Source organism: Desulfitibacter sp. BRH_c19 (assembly GCA_001515945.1).
Classification (GTDB): domain Bacteria; phylum Bacillota; class DSM-16504; order Desulfitibacterales; family Desulfitibacteraceae; genus Desulfitibacter.
The window spans coordinates 19,737-37,166 of record LOER01000040.1; the positions used below are offsets into that span (position 1 = coordinate 19,737).

The 17,430-nt window shown below is 37.8% G+C and carries 17 protein-coding genes; 1 reads left to right on the top strand and 16 read right to left on the bottom strand.

The window, feature by feature from the left end:
- Positions 1 to 75 precede the first annotated feature (75 nt).
- From APF76_08460 to APF76_08535, 16 genes are all read right to left on the bottom strand, one after another.
- Positions 76 to 1,416 (bottom strand): UbiD family decarboxylase, encoded by a 1,341-nt coding sequence (locus tag APF76_08460; GenBank protein ID KUO49394.1) that lies wholly within the window; start codon positions 1,414 to 1,416, stop codon positions 76 to 78.
- 85 nt (positions 1,417 to 1,501) lie between these two features.
- Complete coding sequence (locus APF76_08465) at positions 1,502 to 1,768, bottom strand: hypothetical protein (protein KUO49395.1); 267 nt, start codon at positions 1,766 to 1,768, stop codon at positions 1,502 to 1,504.
- Positions 1,769 to 1,814: 46 nt separating this feature from the next.
- Positions 1,815 to 2,540, bottom strand: a complete 726-nt coding sequence (locus APF76_08470) for a hypothetical protein (GenBank protein KUO49396.1) — start codon at positions 2,538 to 2,540, stop codon at positions 1,815 to 1,817.
- Between the two features lie 277 nt (positions 2,541 to 2,817).
- Positions 2,818 to 4,053, bottom strand: a complete 1,236-nt coding sequence (locus APF76_08475; protein KUO49397.1) for a hypothetical protein — start codon at positions 4,051 to 4,053, stop codon at positions 2,818 to 2,820.
- Between the two features lie 81 nt (positions 4,054 to 4,134).
- Complete coding sequence (locus APF76_08480) at positions 4,135 to 6,126, bottom strand: TRAP transporter (protein ID KUO49398.1); 1,992 nt, start codon at positions 6,124 to 6,126, stop codon at positions 4,135 to 4,137.
- Positions 6,127 to 6,210: 84 nt separating this feature from the next.
- Entirely contained in the window at positions 6,211 to 7,221 is a 1,011-nt protein-coding gene (locus APF76_08485; protein KUO49399.1) for a TRAP ABC transporter substrate-binding protein, read from the bottom strand.
- A 122-nt stretch (positions 7,222 to 7,343) separates the two neighbouring features.
- Entirely contained in the window at positions 7,344 to 8,210 is an 867-nt protein-coding gene (locus APF76_08490) for a hypothetical protein (GenBank protein KUO49400.1), read from the bottom strand.
- 22 nt (positions 8,211 to 8,232) lie between these two features.
- Positions 8,233 to 8,844 carry a hypothetical protein gene (locus APF76_08495; GenBank protein KUO49401.1) on the bottom strand — a complete coding sequence of 204 codons (612 nt, stop codon included), beginning with the start codon at positions 8,842 to 8,844 and terminating at the stop codon, positions 8,233 to 8,235.
- A 42-nt stretch (positions 8,845 to 8,886) separates the two neighbouring features.
- Entirely contained in the window at positions 8,887 to 9,168 is a 282-nt protein-coding gene (locus APF76_08500; protein ID KUO49402.1) for a hypothetical protein, read from the bottom strand.
- A gap of 305 nt (positions 9,169 to 9,473) precedes the next feature.
- Positions 9,474 to 10,019, bottom strand: a complete 546-nt coding sequence (locus APF76_08505) for a hypothetical protein (protein ID KUO49403.1) — start codon at positions 10,017 to 10,019, stop codon at positions 9,474 to 9,476.
- Between the two features lie 152 nt (positions 10,020 to 10,171).
- Entirely contained in the window at positions 10,172 to 11,698 is a 1,527-nt protein-coding gene (locus tag APF76_08510; GenBank protein ID KUO49404.1) for a hypothetical protein, read from the bottom strand.
- Between the two features lie 3 nt (positions 11,699 to 11,701).
- Positions 11,702 to 12,682 (bottom strand): hypothetical protein, encoded by a 981-nt coding sequence (locus APF76_08515; protein ID KUO49405.1) that lies wholly within the window; start codon positions 12,680 to 12,682, stop codon positions 11,702 to 11,704.
- Positions 12,682 to 13,746 carry a hypothetical protein gene (locus APF76_08520; GenBank protein KUO49406.1) on the bottom strand — a complete coding sequence of 355 codons (1,065 nt, stop codon included), beginning with the start codon at positions 13,744 to 13,746 and terminating at the stop codon, positions 12,682 to 12,684. Before APF76_08520 ends, APF76_08515 begins: the two co-directional genes overlap by 1 nt.
- Before the next feature lie 25 nt (positions 13,747 to 13,771).
- Positions 13,772 to 14,779, bottom strand: coding sequence for a hypothetical protein (locus APF76_08525; protein ID KUO49407.1), 1,008 nt, complete (start codon positions 14,777 to 14,779; stop codon positions 13,772 to 13,774).
- Between the two features lie 121 nt (positions 14,780 to 14,900).
- On the bottom strand, positions 14,901 to 15,272 hold the full coding sequence (locus APF76_08530; GenBank protein ID KUO49408.1) for a dihydroneopterin aldolase: 372 nt from the start codon (positions 15,270 to 15,272) through the stop codon (positions 14,901 to 14,903).
- Positions 15,273 to 15,321: 49 nt separating this feature from the next.
- Positions 15,322 to 15,945: a hypothetical protein gene (locus tag APF76_08535; protein ID KUO49409.1), complete on the bottom strand. Its 624-nt coding sequence runs from the start codon at positions 15,943 to 15,945 to the stop codon at positions 15,322 to 15,324.
- 439 nt (positions 15,946 to 16,384) lie between these two features.
- Between APF76_08535 and APF76_08540 the strand changes: the two genes are divergently transcribed.
- Positions 16,385 to 17,377, top strand: coding sequence for a hypothetical protein (locus APF76_08540; GenBank protein ID KUO49410.1), 993 nt, complete (start codon positions 16,385 to 16,387; stop codon positions 17,375 to 17,377).
- The last annotated feature ends 53 nt before the right edge of the window (positions 17,378 to 17,430 follow it).

The window sequence follows — 17,430 nt, forward strand, 5'->3', positions numbered from 1 at the left end:
CTTCCCTCCACATTTTAACCTAATACAATGGTTATTTTTTGAGCAAAACATTAATTTTTGCCACTAAGTTTTTATTTATTTGCTAAGGTATTCCTTTAAGTTCACATTTTCATAGACTACACGTTTGTAATCCTTGTTTTCTTCAGATAAGGTTGCATCAATTCCCATTTTGGTCTGCACCCCTCTAGCATCAGAGCATGGATCTAGCTCATGACCCTGGGAGTTTGGTACATAGAATATATCCTTTTCAGGCTTCACCCTAGTAGACATTGCCCACATAATATCTCCTGGATTAAATATGTCTACATCAGGATCAACAACGATTACATTTTTGATATTAACATAGGCTGTCATTGCAGCTAGGGCAACATTCTTGGGCTCTCCAGGATTACTTTTTTTAAGCTGTACAAGTGCCAAAAATCCTCCTCCATAGGGAGGAATGTGTACATTAGTAACATTTTTTGATACATAGGTTGTAAACTTCTTCAATAATGGTTCTCTGGGTAACACATTACCCAAATTAATATGCTCGTAGGAAGCCCCTGAAATAGTCTGGTAGATTGGACTATTTCTATGGCATATAGCCTTAACAATAAGGGTAGGACTCTTCCATGGTTCGCTATAGTGCCCTGTAAATTCTCCTAAAGGTCCTTCTTCTTCCCTTATGTTTGGAATTATTTCAGCTTCAATTACTATCTCTGATGTTGCTGGAACATAGATGTCAGATGTCTTACACTTAACAACTCCAATGGGTTCACCACGTAACGAGCCTGCTATTTCTGTTTCATCACCGTCAAATCTATATCCTGCAGCTATCATAATTACTGGATCTACACCAATAACTACAGCAATGGGAAGGAGTTTCTCTTGAGCTTCAGCAGCATCATAGAAGTCTTTTAGATGCCTCCACTCATTGATCATAATCCCCATTTTGTCTTTACCCTTAACCTGCATCCTCTGGAAAGAAAGGTTATGGGTGTTACCATCTAACCCTTTGGAAACTATAACTCCTCCAGTTATAAATGGTCCTGCATCCAAAGGAGCATGAGTAGGTATGGGTAACTTACTTAAATCCACGTCATCTCCAAGGATAATATTTTCATGGCATGGAGCATTTTCCACCACACATGGCTTTACTGGGTTTTCTAATGCTCTGCTGCATATCTCTACAATGTCTTCTTTTTTGCAGTCTAATGCAAGTGCTATTCTTTCTTGGTTACCCAGAACGCCACCTATAACCGGAATATTGTAGCCCTCAATATTCTTGAAGTAGCCTGCCCCTAAGCCATCCTTTTCCAAAGTAGATAGTACACTTCCTAACTCATGGTCTATAGACACTTCCTTTTCGATTTCTTCCAACTGCCCTGCATCCATTAAAACATTCATGAAACTTCTTAAGTCTTTTATTTTATTCAATATAATACACCTCTTTTTTTAAAAATATCTGCACCTAAATATTTTTTCTTTACTTGGTCAGTAACTTCAATACTTCTATTTGATTTTAACCCCCAATAATAGCAATGAAAAAAGAAACGGTATCGCCTTCATTTAGTTTTTGCTTGACTTGAGGATTTGTAACTTGATTGTTAATAAATAGTCTTATGTGAGGATGAATGTTCCCGCTTTCATCTAGCACTAAATAATTGAATTTTTCACCATACTTTTTGGAAAGATACTCAATTAAGTCCTGAACCGTACTCTCATCCTCCAAATCAAGAAGATCTATTTTTTTCCCAAGAGAATCACCAATTAAATTAAAATACTTCACATAAACTTTGATGGATACACCCTCCTTTTTGAAAAAGATCTTTGTTTTACCATTTACGTAACATTTTAAGCTTCATTATATCCGGATTAAAATATATTTGATTATAGGATATAGGGACATCTTTAATATTGTAAAATAATTCCCTCCAGCTAATCATAGGACTACCCTTTTTGATAGCAAATATACTTTCCTCCTTTTCCCCAGCTGTCATGGGAAGAAACTCTAAAATTGATTGCACCAAATCTTCTTTGCAATACTTCCACACGAATTCATAGCTTGTCATTACATCCTCATCCTCAGATGGAAACGTCTGCATATATATTTTGGGTATTTTAATTAGTGCTCTAATTGCTACTTTGTCATTTGCATAGAATAGTCTTTCAAAAGTAAAAAGTTGTTTACCCTCTTCTACACCCAAACTTTGACATTCCTCGACGGAAGCACATTCAAAACCATAGACGCTTTGAGCTAACCGGGTTGCATATCCCCCGTCCTCCAAAAGGGTAATAAAATCTAAAATAGAGTCAATTCTCATTCTTGCATTAAGGGCACTCTGATGAACAAAACTGCCTTTACCGTGTTTTTTCGATATGACTCCATCTTTAGTTAATACCAACAAAGCCTCACGCACAGTACTATGGCTTACACCTAATTCTCTTGCCAATTCATCTTCTGGAGGTAATTTATTATCACTAAACCTACCATCAGTAATCATATCTAGAATATCTTTTTTTACCCGTAAGTATAGCTTTGACATGTCCTTTTTTTTCATGTCTATTAATCTCCTCATTGTAACGTAATTCCAACAGATTTAATTGTCAGACTTCAGATGACCTCATTGCTAATATATTCTATATGATTTTTAGCATTCCTTCTTTTTTTGCGGAAAAATTAAGGGAAATCTCTAAGCTTTTATCATAGAGAATATCTCGGATGGGTACTGAGTTTTAGTAGCTTTGCAAAAGACATAGAGGGTAACCATCTTGAAGGTTTGAGGAGAAGACATGGAAAAGCTTCCAAATTCGAAAATACACCTTTAAGGTGTATTTTTAATTATTGTATATGAGGTGGGAGGTTTTACGGTTCTTAGCTACTATCTTACCGTTTTTTATAATATGTGATTTATTGGCTTGAGAAATAATCGCATCCTTTGCTGAGGAAGCATCAAGAAGTACTAGATTAGCTGTATTACCAACTTCTAGGCCATAATCCACAAGACCCATACCCTTTGCAGCATTATACGTTCCCATTTTTAAAATATTTTCAAAGTCAATTTCTCTGCCCATTTGAGCTACCTGTGCCATTAAGAGTGCTTCTTCTAACATATCAAAGTTACCAAAGGGTCTAAATGGATCTCTCAGGTTGTCAGATGAATAGGCTACGTTAACTTGATTATCCAGAAGCTCTCTAACCCTTGTAATACCACGACGTATAGGCTGGCAATCGTTACGTCCCATTAAATATAAGTTAGCGGATGGAAGTGTAACGATAGTTATCCCTGCTTCTTTTACTTTCAGTATAACTCTCATTGCCGTATCATCATCTACAGCACTCAGGGAGCAGCAGTGCCCAGCTGTCACTTTACCTTCATAGCCTTCCTTGATAGTCTTTTCTGCCAGGTATTCCAGGGCCTGGATATTTGGTTCATCGGATTCATCCACATGGAAATCTAATGGACAATTGTTGGCTATAGCTAATTCAAAAAATGTATCTATAAACTCCTTGTGATTTGGAGCTAAGGTAGGGCACCCCCCTAAAACAGTTGCTCCCTTTTCTAAAGCTTTCTCTAAACGACTTAAATTTTCCTTGTCTAATACATCGGGAAAGGGTGTTGCAAAAGCTACTACCTCAAGTGTAATATAGTCAGCCATATCCTTTTTTAATTCTAGCAACGGAGCTATGGCTTTGAATTTCAATTCCTTGCTAACTGAAATATGGGACCTAAGAGTTGTTGTTCCCCCTACTATGGCTTTCTCCAGAGCTTTCTTTGCTCTTTCATAGAAGTTTTCCTCATCAACTGTTTTAAAATACACTTTAAAGTTCTCAATGGCCTCTTGTAATGTTCCACTATGATTAGACACATGGTCATCAAGCAAAGCCTTTTCCAGGTGTGTATGGGAGTCAACAAATCCTGGAATTACCAATTTGTCTTTACCATCAATTATTTCTTTGGCATTAACTTTAATGTCGGACTCTTTTAAGGAAACCTTAGCATGACATATTCCAATGTCTAATTGTTCAACTTCACCAAAAATATTTGCCTGTTTAATTAAAATATCGAGCATAATCAAACTCCTTTGTTTTCTAATAATTAAGTGTTGAAAGAAAAAAGCCAGAAACATTTTGTCCTGGCTAGCTTGCATCAATTACAATTCCTTATTTAAGGTGCACAGCAATACCTTTTGTTTTTTACGGTTCCTGATTTGAAGTACATAAATTATTGACAGTACTACAATTCCAGCAGCATTAGCCCAATAAATATGTGTGAACAAACCAATCCCTGCTGCCACTAGGATAAACTGCTGCCACAGCTGCAACTTATCTAACAGCCACCTAGATAAACCAGCCGACAAGGCAACTACTCCAACAGATGCAGTTGCAACAGCCAAGACAACTTCTGAAACCGTACCTATAGCCATTATTGCAGGATTATAGATAAATGCAAAAGGTATTAAGAAGGTTACCACAGCAAGTTTACATGCTACTAGTGCCGTCAAGTTTTGATTGGCTCCTGCAATTCCAGCAGCACCATAAGCTGCCAAGGCAACTGGTGGAGTGATTGCAGAAGAAATTCCATAATAGTAGACAAAAAAGTGCGCAGGCATTAATAATACACCCATATCAATTAGAGCTTGAACAGTTAAGGCTGAAACAATTACATAAACTGCCGCCGCAGTCATCCCCATTCCTAGAATAATTGAGCTTATCATGGTTAAAATTAGGGCTAGGAAGAGATTTCCTCCTGCTAATGATAAAACTATGGATGAGAACTTGATGCCTAATCCTGTAGAAGTAATTACCCCCACTACAATACCGGCCATTGCACAAGCTACTGACACTACAATGGTATTTCGGATACCCTCTTCAATAGCTGATAGTATTTCATAAATACCCATCCTGGTTTCTTTGCGCATATAGGATAAGATCACCATCATTCCCATACCCACGGTTGCTGCTCTCATAGGACTAAAACCTTTAATAAGTAACGCCACCAAAACGACTATGGGCAGTAAGAAATACCAACCTTTTTTAAAGGTTTCCCACAGATTTGGAATCATTGCTGCTTCTAAAGGCTTTAAATTAGTTTTTTTAGCTTCAAAGTGAACCATTAACATTACGGCAAAGAAATAAAGTGCGGCAGGAAATAGACCATAAAGCATAATCTTTGAATAAGGTGTACCTGTAAATTCAGCAATTAAAAAAGCAACCGAGGCCATAATAGGCGGCATAATCATACCCCCATTTGAAGCTGCTGCTTCCACGGCGGCAGCAAAATGAGGCTTATATCCTACCCTCTTCATTAAAGGAATAGTTATAGAGCCGGTTGCAACAGCATTCGCCACTCCACTACCATTGATAGTTCCCATCAATGCACTAGCAACAATTGCTGCTTTAGCAGGTCCACCCCATAACTTACCTGTCATAGCGAAAGCCAAACGAATAAAGAATTCCCCTGCTCCTGACTTGTTTAAGAAGCCACCAAACAGTATAAACATAATCACATATTCTGCAGCGACCTTAATGGGCACCCCTAGGACTCCTGTGGTCTGGTTATACATAAAATCAATAAACCTATCATAACTTAAACCCCTATGGTACAAGTCACCTGGCAAATAATTGCCAAAAAGAGCATAAGCGATGAATATTCCCACTATACCTGTAATTACCCAACCTAGTCGTCTTGCACCGGCATAAATCACTAAAATAATTAAAAAAGTACCAAAAACCTTATCGTAAAAATTCGGCATTCCTGCCCTATAAATAATATTCTCATATTGAACATAAGAATATATGGTTAACCCAACAAGTAAAGTAAGCATGGCAACAGCTAAGAACTGCAAAAAGCCATTTTTAATGGATTCCCTCTTTAAAAAGGAATCCCTTTTTAAAAAGACCAAGTCCCCAACAATAACAAGAGCTAATATTGATATCAGGTGAATCATTCTATACTGCCAAGTTTCCAATAAGCCAAAGAAGCCAGTATAGAGAGAAAAAATACCCAGACCCAAAGCTAATAGCAAGAAAGTCAGTTTGAAAAACCCCTGCTGGATAATTCCTTCTTCTTTAATATGATCCACAGTTGTCTTTGGACCGATTTCTATATTTTTAAAAATTTCCTTACCCTCTGATGATACCATATAAAATCTCCACCTCATCTTAGGCTAGTTATAAAGCATTTCTAGGCACATTAGCCTAGAAATGCTTCAAATCTATCTACTCTTTTATAGTATACCGTTTTCCTCATAGTAACGCTTTGCACCAGGATGTAAGATTTCAGGATCAATACCCTTTAATGGATTATCTGTAAGGTTAACACCCTTGATTTGATTAAACTTATCAGCATTATCCATAAGTACTGTTAAAAATTCATAGACGAAATCCTCCGACAAGTCCTTTCTGGCAAAGATAACAGAAGTGTGAGCAATTGTTTGCGCATCCTCCTCTTGCCCTTGGTATGTTCCTGCAGGAATAACGCCTTCATAGAAACCCTTGTTCTTAATAAAGAATTTCTCTAGAATGTCTGACTCTATGCTGATGACTCTAGCCTTATTATTTGCTTCAATCTCCATAATGTTAGATGTAGGGTAAGCGCCTTTAAAAGCTACTAAATCAGCATGACCATCATTTATTATACTTGGAGCTTCTCCCCAGCTTACAAAAGAAACTTCTCCTCCATTACTCTGAATGCTTTCATAAGTCATATCTTGTAGTGCGAGCAATTCTTGCATAATAAACTCAATGCCCCAGTTTTTTGGACCAGGAAGGATTCGTTTGTCCTTAAGGTCAGCTATGCTTTTAATATCACTTTTAGCCAGCACAGTTAGTTGTACATAGTCCTCTGCAATGTTGATAATTGGTGCTACATTTGTAATATCTTCTTCGCTAAATGGACCGGACTTTTCAAGAGCGTTAAAGATGTCAGGAAGAGCAGCCATACCAATATCCATATCTATACCTTTATCTACGTGTCTGATATTTGTAACTGCACCCCCTTCAACCGAAGTAAAAGTTGTGTCAGGGATTTCATCCTTTAACACTTCCGTTAACTGAGCACCCAGTAAATACCATGAACCTCCAGCACCGCCGGATCCTATAACAACATCTTTAATTTCAGTTTTTTGTTCTCCATTTCCATCAACATTGTTCTCAGGCTCTTGACCGCAACCAGCTACGACTACCAAAGCAACAACTAAAACTAATGCTAGCACTACCAACAACCATCTTTTTTTCATAGAGCATCCTCCCTAATTTGCCTAAAATTTTAACCAACCTTATAAACCATCAACAACCAGCAAATGCGTTTTTCAAGCCTATAGTTTAAATCACCCCCTCAGAAAACATACATGTACAAAGATTATTTAATCCAATCATCTACAACAACTTTATTAGTCTTTTTCAGACTTTCCATTACCTGATCACCATCTAAACTAATAATTGCCATAAAGAGACTATCAACAACACACAGTTGAGAAGTACGAGGCTCAATGGTACCTGTAATAGTTGATCTGATATTTGTACTACCGTATAGTACTAGTTCTGCTACCTCTGTTACAGGAGAACCAATATTATTGGTAATTACTATGGTCCTGGCATTATTTTCCTTGGCTAACTGCAGAACCTTAACAATTCCTTTTGATGCACCTGAGTAAGATAAAGCTATCACAACATCATTTTCATCAGTTAATGCAGCCTGAATACTCTGCATCCGCCTGTCTTGCAGGAACGAACATGAAATACCAATCCTCAACAGCTTGTGATACAAATCTATACCTACAGCTGCCACCGGCCCTTCTGCAAAAATATATACTCGCTTGGCCTTTACTATAACGGAGACAGCCTTTGCAAGCTCTTCAGGACTTAAGATGCGTACTGTTTCCAAGCTTGCCTGGGAATTGGAACGGCAGATTTTTTCTACAATAGTCTTAATATTATCATCCTTGGTAATACCTTCATGTACATCAGGTAAATCTATACCAAGGTCTCTAATAAAAGCTACCTTAAAATCTTTAAAACCTTTATAACCTAACCGTTGGCAAAAGCGAGTAACACTTGCTTTACTTGTCCCAATATTTTCGGCTAACTCTTGTATGTTACCGCTAGAAATAACTTCTTTATTCTGCAGAATGTAATCAGCAATCTGCTGTTCCGTGGGAAGTAATGCGTTATAAGCAGAATTTATGCGGATTATAGCTCCACCTTGTAAATCCGACCAGTTTCCCATTAATACTCACTCCTTCTATGTGTTACCTCTTGCCCTTCTCTAGTATTAGGGCTATTTCAGCCACACGATTGCCCAGTTTATTGAGACTCTCTACCCCAACCAAATCAGCTTCTACACCATCGGAACCCTGATCCTTTGACCAAATCATAGCTCCAGAGTAGTTACCTATTTCATTGCCGATAAAAATCAAACCTCTTGTCATAGCCACATGAATTATTGAATTTATTGTCATTTCCTGTCCCCCGTTACGAGTCCCACCTACTGCTATAGCCGCAGCTAATTTATTTTTTACTGCTCCGCTCATCACATGATGGAGTGGACGCCACCTGGTGAAAAAGGCATGCATTTGGGGGGTGATATTCATGCAGTATACAGGAGACGCAAAAATAAAGGCATCTGCTTGAAGGATTTTTGGATATAATTCCTCCATGCTATCTTTAATAGGACACAATACCTTTTCCTTTTTACAGTAGTCACAATGATTGCAAGGCTTTATTGTCTTGCCCTTTAAAGCTACAATTTCTGCCTCTATTCCTTCTGTTTGCAGGGCAGCCTCAACTGCTATTTCTAAACTTTTATAAGTTGCTGATTTTCGTGGGCTACCGCAAATCCCTAAAATTTTTGCCACAAACATTCCCTCCTACTTCTTGACCATTAGTAAATTCTTAATGCCTACTTATTCTTTTAGAAGCCTTTCTACTTTAACTACTACCCTACTAAATGGATCAGGGCAAGCAACTTTCGCCTCTCCCCTTTCATTCTCCCATGGCACGTTACCTCCTGAGGCAAAGGCCATACAGGCAGGAAATACTGAGTTAAGTAGTTCTGGGCAGATATTATCGGAGTTCTCTAACACCATACATCCTTTGTCTCTAATGATAAAAGATCTACCTTCAGTTAGACCAGCGCTACAGGGTTCATTTACAGATACAACTGTTACTTTTACGCTATGTTTCAAATTGTTCACCTCACTCATTGCGTGAAATAAAGTTTCACCTATTAGGTTATAATATTCAATATTTTTTCACAATATCCTGCCATCTTTGAAATTTTATTTCATAAAAAATACTAATGGATGAAATTTTTTACCAAGCATTACACAAAAGTACTCAACCTACATAGTAGATTAAGCAATTAACCTTTACCTATATTAAGAATATGCTCCTCTATTCCTTTATTCAGTATTTAATGGCCTTGACTACTACAACATAAAGAATCTCCCAATAAGTTAAAAACACACCTTAAGGTGTATTTTTAACTGTATTATATGAGGAGAGAGTTTTTTATATTTTTAGCTACTACCTTACCTTTTTTCATAACATATGATTTATTAGCTTGTGAGATAATTGCATCCTTAGGTGATGGTGCATCTAGAAGTACTAGATCTGCTGTATTGCCAACCTCTAGTCCATAATTCACAAGGCCCATGCCCTTTGCAGCGTTATATGTTCCCATTTTTAGAATGTTATCAAAATCAATGTTTCTGCCCATTTGGGCTACCTGTGCAATTAGGAGTGCTTCTTCTAACATATCCAAGTTGCCAAAGGGTCTAAATGGATCTCTTAGGTTATCTGATGAATAGGCTATGTTAACTTGATTATCCAGAAGCTCTCTAACCCTTGTAATACCACGACGTATAGGCTGGCAATCACTACGTCCCATTAAATATAAGTTAGCTGAGGGTAGTGTAACAATAGTTATCCCTGCCGCTTTTACTTTTTGTATAACTCTCATTGCCGTATCATCATCTACAGCACTCAGGAGCAGCAGTGCCATTAATTTCACCTGTAAGGGGGCTTTTGCCTCCAATAGAAAGTCTTCCAGATGCAAATATTAGTTCTATAATCCAATCTCTGGTGATACCGAGTTAATTAAGAAAGGGAACAAACAGTATATACTGGCGTTCCCTTTCTTCAGTAAGTTAAAATAATCCTTATTATTTAGTAGCTAGGAGACAACACTTACAAATCAGTTTCATCTTTTTCTTCAACTTTACGACCTGCCATCATCAATCCTATATTGGTTTTGTCTGCCTTATCACCGTCTACAATACCCATTAATTCACCTTCATACATAACTCCTATACGATCACCTAAAGATAAAACTTCATCTAATTCAGTTGAAACTAACAAAACAGCACAGCCTCTATTTCTCTCTTCGATAAGGCGTTTATGGATGTATTCAATAGCTCCCACATCAAGACCTCTCGTTGGGAAAACAGCAACAAGTAAGGTTGGTTCATGAAAGATGGTACGTGCCACTACAATCTTTTGTTGATTGCCACCCGAGAGGTTGCCTGCTGATACTGAAGATCCTGTACAACGGATATCATAGTCCGTGATTAAATCTTCTGCAAGCTTTTCAATAATATCTTCCTGCATGAAATGCTGCTTACTGTAAGGTTCTTTATAGAAGCATTCCAAAATCATATTGTCCATAATTGTCATATCTAACACAAGACCTTGCTTTTGCCGATCACCCGGGATATGACCAGAACCCATTTCTATTATTTGCCTAGGGCTCTTATTAGTAGCATTTTTTCCCTGGATATTGACATTGCCTTGAGTAACGTTTCTTAAACCAGTTATAGCCTCTACCAATTCCGTTTGCCCGTTACCATCGACGCCTGTTAAAGCAAAAATTTCGCCTGCAAAAACCTTAAATGATAGATCCCTTACAGCTAGTACTTGTTTTTCATTCTTAACATATAAACCTTCAATCTTCAATGTTGCATCTCCTAGGCTGGCTAAAGGTTTTTCAACTCTTAACACTACTTCCCTACCCACCATCATTTGGGCTAACTCCTCAGGCGAGGTATCTTTTGTAAACACAGTATCTATCATTTTACCCCGACGCATTACCGATATTCGTTCACTAACCGCCATCACTTCGTTTAGCTTGTGGCTAATAAATATTATAGTTACTTTTTGTTCTGTCAATTCTCTAAGCATAACAAACAGTTCTTGTGTTTCTGCAGGAGTTAAGACCGCTGTGGGTTCATCAAGAATTAAGATTTTAGCACCCCGGTAGAGGGCTTTTAATATTTCAACCCTCTGCTGCTCACCTACAGAAAGCGTAGAAACTATGGCATTCGGATCAACTTTAAGCCCAAACTTTTCCCCAGCCTTCTTAACACTATTTTCTATATCTCGCATGGACAGTCTTTGTTTTCCAGGCATTCCTAAAATAATATTTTCTGCAACACTAAATACAGGAATCAACATAAAATGTTGGTGCACCATACCGATGCCTAGGTCAATCGCCTCTTTAGGACTTGCAACGGCAATTTCTTCGCCTTCTAGAAAAACTTCCCCTTCATCAATTCCATATGCGCCATATAGAATATTCATCAGGGTACTTTTTCCAGCACCATTTTCTCCTAAAATAGAATGAATTTCTGATGGGTAAATGTCTAAATTAATATTATCGTTTGCTAGTACTCCCGGAAACCTCTTAACAATATTCCTTAAACTTAGGATGGGTTTCATAAACTATACCTCCGTAACCTTATCTTTAATAAGCTTTTTCCTTTTACTTTGCCCCTGTTCTCTAGCATAAGGAACACCGCTAGCAGCAGGACCCTTGGAAGGCCCCATAAATACTAAAGCTACTAAGGTGATAAGATAGGGTAACATAAGGAAAAATTGATATGGTATAGCTTGAATGTTAAAAGCTTGCAAACGAAGCTGGAGAGCATCTCCCATACCAAATAAGAGAGTCGCTAAAGCAGTACCAACTGGTGTCCATTTACCAAATACTATTGCAGCAAAAGCTATAAATCCTCTGCCTGCAGTAATATTATCATAAAAAGTATTGATTCCACCCAATGTAATGGCAGCACCTCCAAGCCCTGCCAAAACACCACTAATGATAACCGCTGAATATCTGACCTTAATCACATCAATACCCGCCAAATCTAAAGCTTTTGGATGCTCACCAGCAGCACGTATAGATAGTCCCCACTTTGAGTGATACAGTAGAAAATGTATTATAACAATAAGAGCTATTGCAAAATATACTATAGGGAGTTGGCTAAAAAAAATCGGCCCAATAATGGGTATCTCACTTAAAAAGCCAAGCTTTACAGGAACCATTCCCGGGCTTTGTAGCTGCTTTAAGTCAGTACCAAAAATAAATCTAAAAAGAGTACTGGTAACTCCAAGTGCCAACATATTTAGACCAAGAGCAGTCACAATCTGATTAACCCTAATAGTTATACTAAAATATGCATGTACTGTTGCAAGGGCACCACCTGATAGTGCTGCGATTAACAAGCCTAAAACAACACTTTGAGTGTATAGAGAACCTAAATACCCAAAAAATGCTCCGGTAAGCATCATACCTTCTAAACCCAGATTAAGCACACCTGCGCGTTCACAAATCAAACCACCTAGAGCAGCTAGCAAAAGAGGAGCGGTCAATCTAATAGCGGCATTATAAAAGTCAGGATTAGTCAATAGTTGAGATAACATTAAGATTTTCCTCCTACCCGCTCAAATATACGTCGTAAATCAAATTTATAATTAGCAAACCCAAGAACACAAAGTATTATTATCGCTTGTATGATGAAAATTATAGTAACTGGAATTCCCATAAAAATCTGCATGGTAATAGCGCCGTTTCGCAAAGATCCTAAAAAAACAGCTGCAATCACAACACCTAATGGACTTAGACCACCCAAAAGGGCGACAGCTATAGCATCGTAGCCTGTATTTAGTAAAAAGTTTTCTAATAATAAATGTTGGTTTCCGAGAATTTCAACTCCCCCAGCTAAGCCGGCAAGTCCACCACTAAATAACATAGTTAGTATAAGAATACGGTTAGAATTCATCCCCGCGGTCCTTCCAGCATGAAGATTAGAACCTATTACTTTAATTTGATAACCATAATCTGTTCTCTTAAACATGATATGTAGAACAAATGCAGCCAACAATGCTACTAAAATCCCTGCATGTAGCTCTGTCCCAGCCATGAGCCTTGGTAGTTGCGCTGATGGCGCAACTGGTGGTGACTGAGGTGCATACGTCCCCACGTCATTTAGAAAACTATGAACTGAATAATTCACAAGAAATATCGCAATATAGTTCATAAGTATAGTTGTAATAACTTCATTAAATCCTTTTTTAACCTTTAAATAAGCTGGAATAAGGGCCCACAAAGCGCCAGCAGCCATGCTCGCTGCTAACGCTAGTGGGAGATGAATAACCATTGGCAAACCGGTAAACCGTACTCCAACAAAAGTTCCAACCATTGCCCCTACAAAAAGCTGTCCTTCTGCTCCAATATTGAAAATACCTGCCCTAAAAGCTAGCATTATCCCCAAAGCCGCAAGCAGAAGTGGTGTACTTACAACTAAACTAGCCCCAAAGTTACCCATTCCATAGAAAGCCCCTCGAAAAAGAGCAACAAAGGTATTCCATGGACTTATTCCTTGCCAGAAAAGTAGCGCAGAGCTAACTAGCAGAGCAACTGTAATAGCCAAGACAGCCGCGACTAAGTAGCTAAATGAATTCTCCAAAGACTTAGTAATTTTCATAAGAGTTGACAGTCACTCCTTACTTTTAGAGATTGGGTATATTAAGGATCAAATCACCATCCAAGTAACTTTGTACAGCTTGTTCTACTTCATCAACTACTTCCTGAGGAACTTTATCAATAAATGGAGCTATGGATTGGGCATCTTCCGCCATACCATAAACATATCTTTTTGCTTCTCCATTTCCTAATACCACATCTGTCATTTCTAGATACAAGGCTTCAACAGATTGAAGTCCACTAGTTATAATTGTATCTGGTGCCATAAAGTTTTGGTCCGATACCCAACCCATTGCTAATGCATCTGCTTCTTCAGCCGCTTGAAAAACTCCGACGCTAAAGGAATTACCCATTACTAAAAGAACATCAGCTCCATCGGCTAGTTGGGCTAAAGCTGCTTCTTTAGCTTTGGGAATGTCGTTCCAACTTCCAATATAAGATACTGCAACGTTTGTGCCTGGGTTTACCTTCTCGACGCCTTCTTTAAACGTATCCACATCAGCTACAACAGTTGGAGCCTCCATAGCTGCTACCACACCAACTTTATTAGTTTCAGTCATTAAGCCAGCAACCATGCCTGTAAAATAGCCAAGTTCTCCAAACAGAAATCCAGTACTATAAAGATTTCCCCCTGCAGAAGTACCATTGACAGTTATAAATGTAGTATCAGGAAACTCCGGTGAAACTTCCTTCATTGGTTCATCAAATTGAAACCCATGTCCATAGATAATGTCATACCCCTCACGTGCATAAGTACGAATGACCTGTGCCATACTAGCCGGAGCTACCTGTTCACTATAAGAAATCTCAGCACCATATATCTCCTCAATTTGTTCCAAGCCACTTAGTGCTGAAGCATTCCAACCACCATCATTTACAGATCCTTCAGTTATCATGGCTACTTTAAGCTGTTTGTCCACCTGCCCATTGTCTGATGGTTCTTTACCTGGTTCCTCTGCATCCGTTCCTCCACAGCCTATTGCCAATACACTTATTAATAATAATACAACAAAAACTAACAATCTCTTTTTCATTAGTATAGCCTCCTAAGGATTATTTGTATTAACAGCCTAAGAAAAAATGTTTATAAACACCTTCCTTTCTTAGAAATTAATATATTTTACTTCTGTAACACACTACCTATACAAATACCTTCTAGCTATTCGGCTCTCTAACTATAGAGCAACCTGTGTATTCTACAATCCCACCTATGGCAACTGCAGGTTTTTTTATTGTCACCTTTATTTGTTTAATAGGATAACATGCAATGACATCATCTGCTATTCTCTGTGCTATTCTCTGTACCAGTTTATGTTCTTCTTCAGTAACTATTTTCTTAATAATATTGTAAACAGTTACATAGCTAAGCCCATCCTCTAAAACATCGCTTTGGCATATTTTACTCATATCATAGGACACCTCAGCATCCACAACAAATTTTTGACCCAAGCGGTTCTCCTCGGGGAAATGACCGTGACTTCCCCAAAACTGTAGTCCTTTTAACAGTAAAACATCTGATTTTTCCATAATAAGCCCTCCAAATATTTTTTTGATAATTCTTTCTGGGACACTTACACTAAGTAGCTTGGTTAAGTTTAATTAACCTTGCAGCTTCTGCTACCTTTCTACCAATTTTTCTGGCATTTTCCAAGCCTTCTAAGTCCTCTTGCGCGCCTAATGCTTTTTTATCTTTACTCCATACACTAGCACCATGATAAGTGCCTAAACCTCCACTAACTGTCATAATTCCTTGGGTATAATAGAAACCTAAAATTGCATTTATAGTCTGCTCTTGACCACCGTTGCGTGTACCTCCTACAGCTATTGCTCCTCCTACTCTAGAACTAAAATAATCCGGATTTTTTTTTAATATTGTGTAATTGGGTCGAAAACGATTAAAAAAGGTTGCCAGCTGACCAGTTACATTCATATTATAAACTGGAGACGCCACTATGTACCCATCTGCATGGTAAAAGGGCTGATAGAGGTCCGTCATGTCATCGTCAAAAATTACACAATAGTCAGCCTCTTGCTTAACACATTTATCACAGTGGATGCAGAAGTTAATTTTTTTGCCCTTTAATGTAATTAGTTCCACTTGTACATCCTTAACTTTAGATGCTTCCTTCAATGCTTCTTTGATTACATATTCTGTAGCTCCAGTTCTAGGGCTACCACACACGCCTAAGATTTTAACCACCAAATAGCCTCCTCAATTTCCTAAAAACACTTCCTTGCCACTTACTCATCTACATGCTTACCTGCCCTTCTAAGTCAAGTTGTTTTTCTCTTGTCTCCAAGCATTTATCGATACATGCTAAAAAAACAGGTAATTAACAAAAAATGGCTAGTTATTGTTTTGGATTTTTGTCCATTTTTATGAAGCTTCCCCAGCTATTAAAAACTGTCATCAGGGGAAAATAATGAAAACGTTTTCATTATTTATTAAACTAGTATTCTTCATTTACTCCTGAATTCCTTTTTTCTTGTCAGAAATTTTAATATTTTCATACAAAAACATGGCATAAATTTTGCTAGGATGTTTTTGTTTAATTAAAGTTGTTCTTTTTCCATTGAAACCGTATACATTTTATATTTGAGTATGATATAATTTTAATGGATAATCATGGGGGGATATTATGAGTATAAAAAAAATAGCAGAACAAGCCAAGGTTTCTATTGCAACTGTTTCAAGGGTGCTTAACCATCCAGACTTGGTACATCCTGATACCAAAAATCGAATTATGAAAATCATTAAAGAGCTAGATTATGCTCCCAATCCATTTGCACAAGGATTAACAACAGGAAAGGCTTTTACTGCAATTTTAATAGTTCCCACCATCAGAAACCCAGTTTTTGGCCAAATAGCTGAAGGATGTGAAGACATTTTTTTAGAAAATGGATATGATCTGATGATACAAAGCACTCAGGGTAGCCTTTGTAAACAAAAGCTCATTCTCAATAAGTTATTAAAGCGACGTATAGACGGAGTAATATTGGCCGGTTCTGGACTTTTTCACTCAGATTATTTAGAGATGCTAAAAAAATTACATATTCCTGTGGTAGCGGTGGAATACTTGCCAAGCCAACAGGAATATAGTTATGTATATATAGATGATGTAGCGGGCACTCGTTTAGCTTTTGAACACATAATAAATCAAGGCCATAAAAACATAGCTCTTATTACTGGAAATAAACAACTATTTGCAACCCACCGCAGACTGAAAGAGGCAAAAAGAATGCTTAATGAAGCAGGTATCAAATTAAAACATACTCACAGTAAACTTGGAAGTTACGATACAATAGAAAGTGGATTTGAGGCCTTGCAAGAACTAGTACAGCTAAAGCCAAAACCAACGGCTATATACGCATTTAACGATATAATGGCTATAGGGGCGATTAAAGCCATTAATCAACTAGGCTTAAAAGCACCAGATGATATCGCCATTATTGGTTTTGATAATATTCCCATGGCACAGTTTTGTACCCCAAGCTTAACCACTATACACTCACCCAGTTTTGAAATGGGACAACATGCAGCAAGGTTACTACTTGAAAATATGCAAAATAAGATTGTTCCCCAAAAAAAAATGCTCTTACCTGTTGAACTAATTGTCCGTGACTCATGTTAGTCTACTACACGTAGCCCATAATATAGTTTACAAATTTTTGCCTGGTATAAACC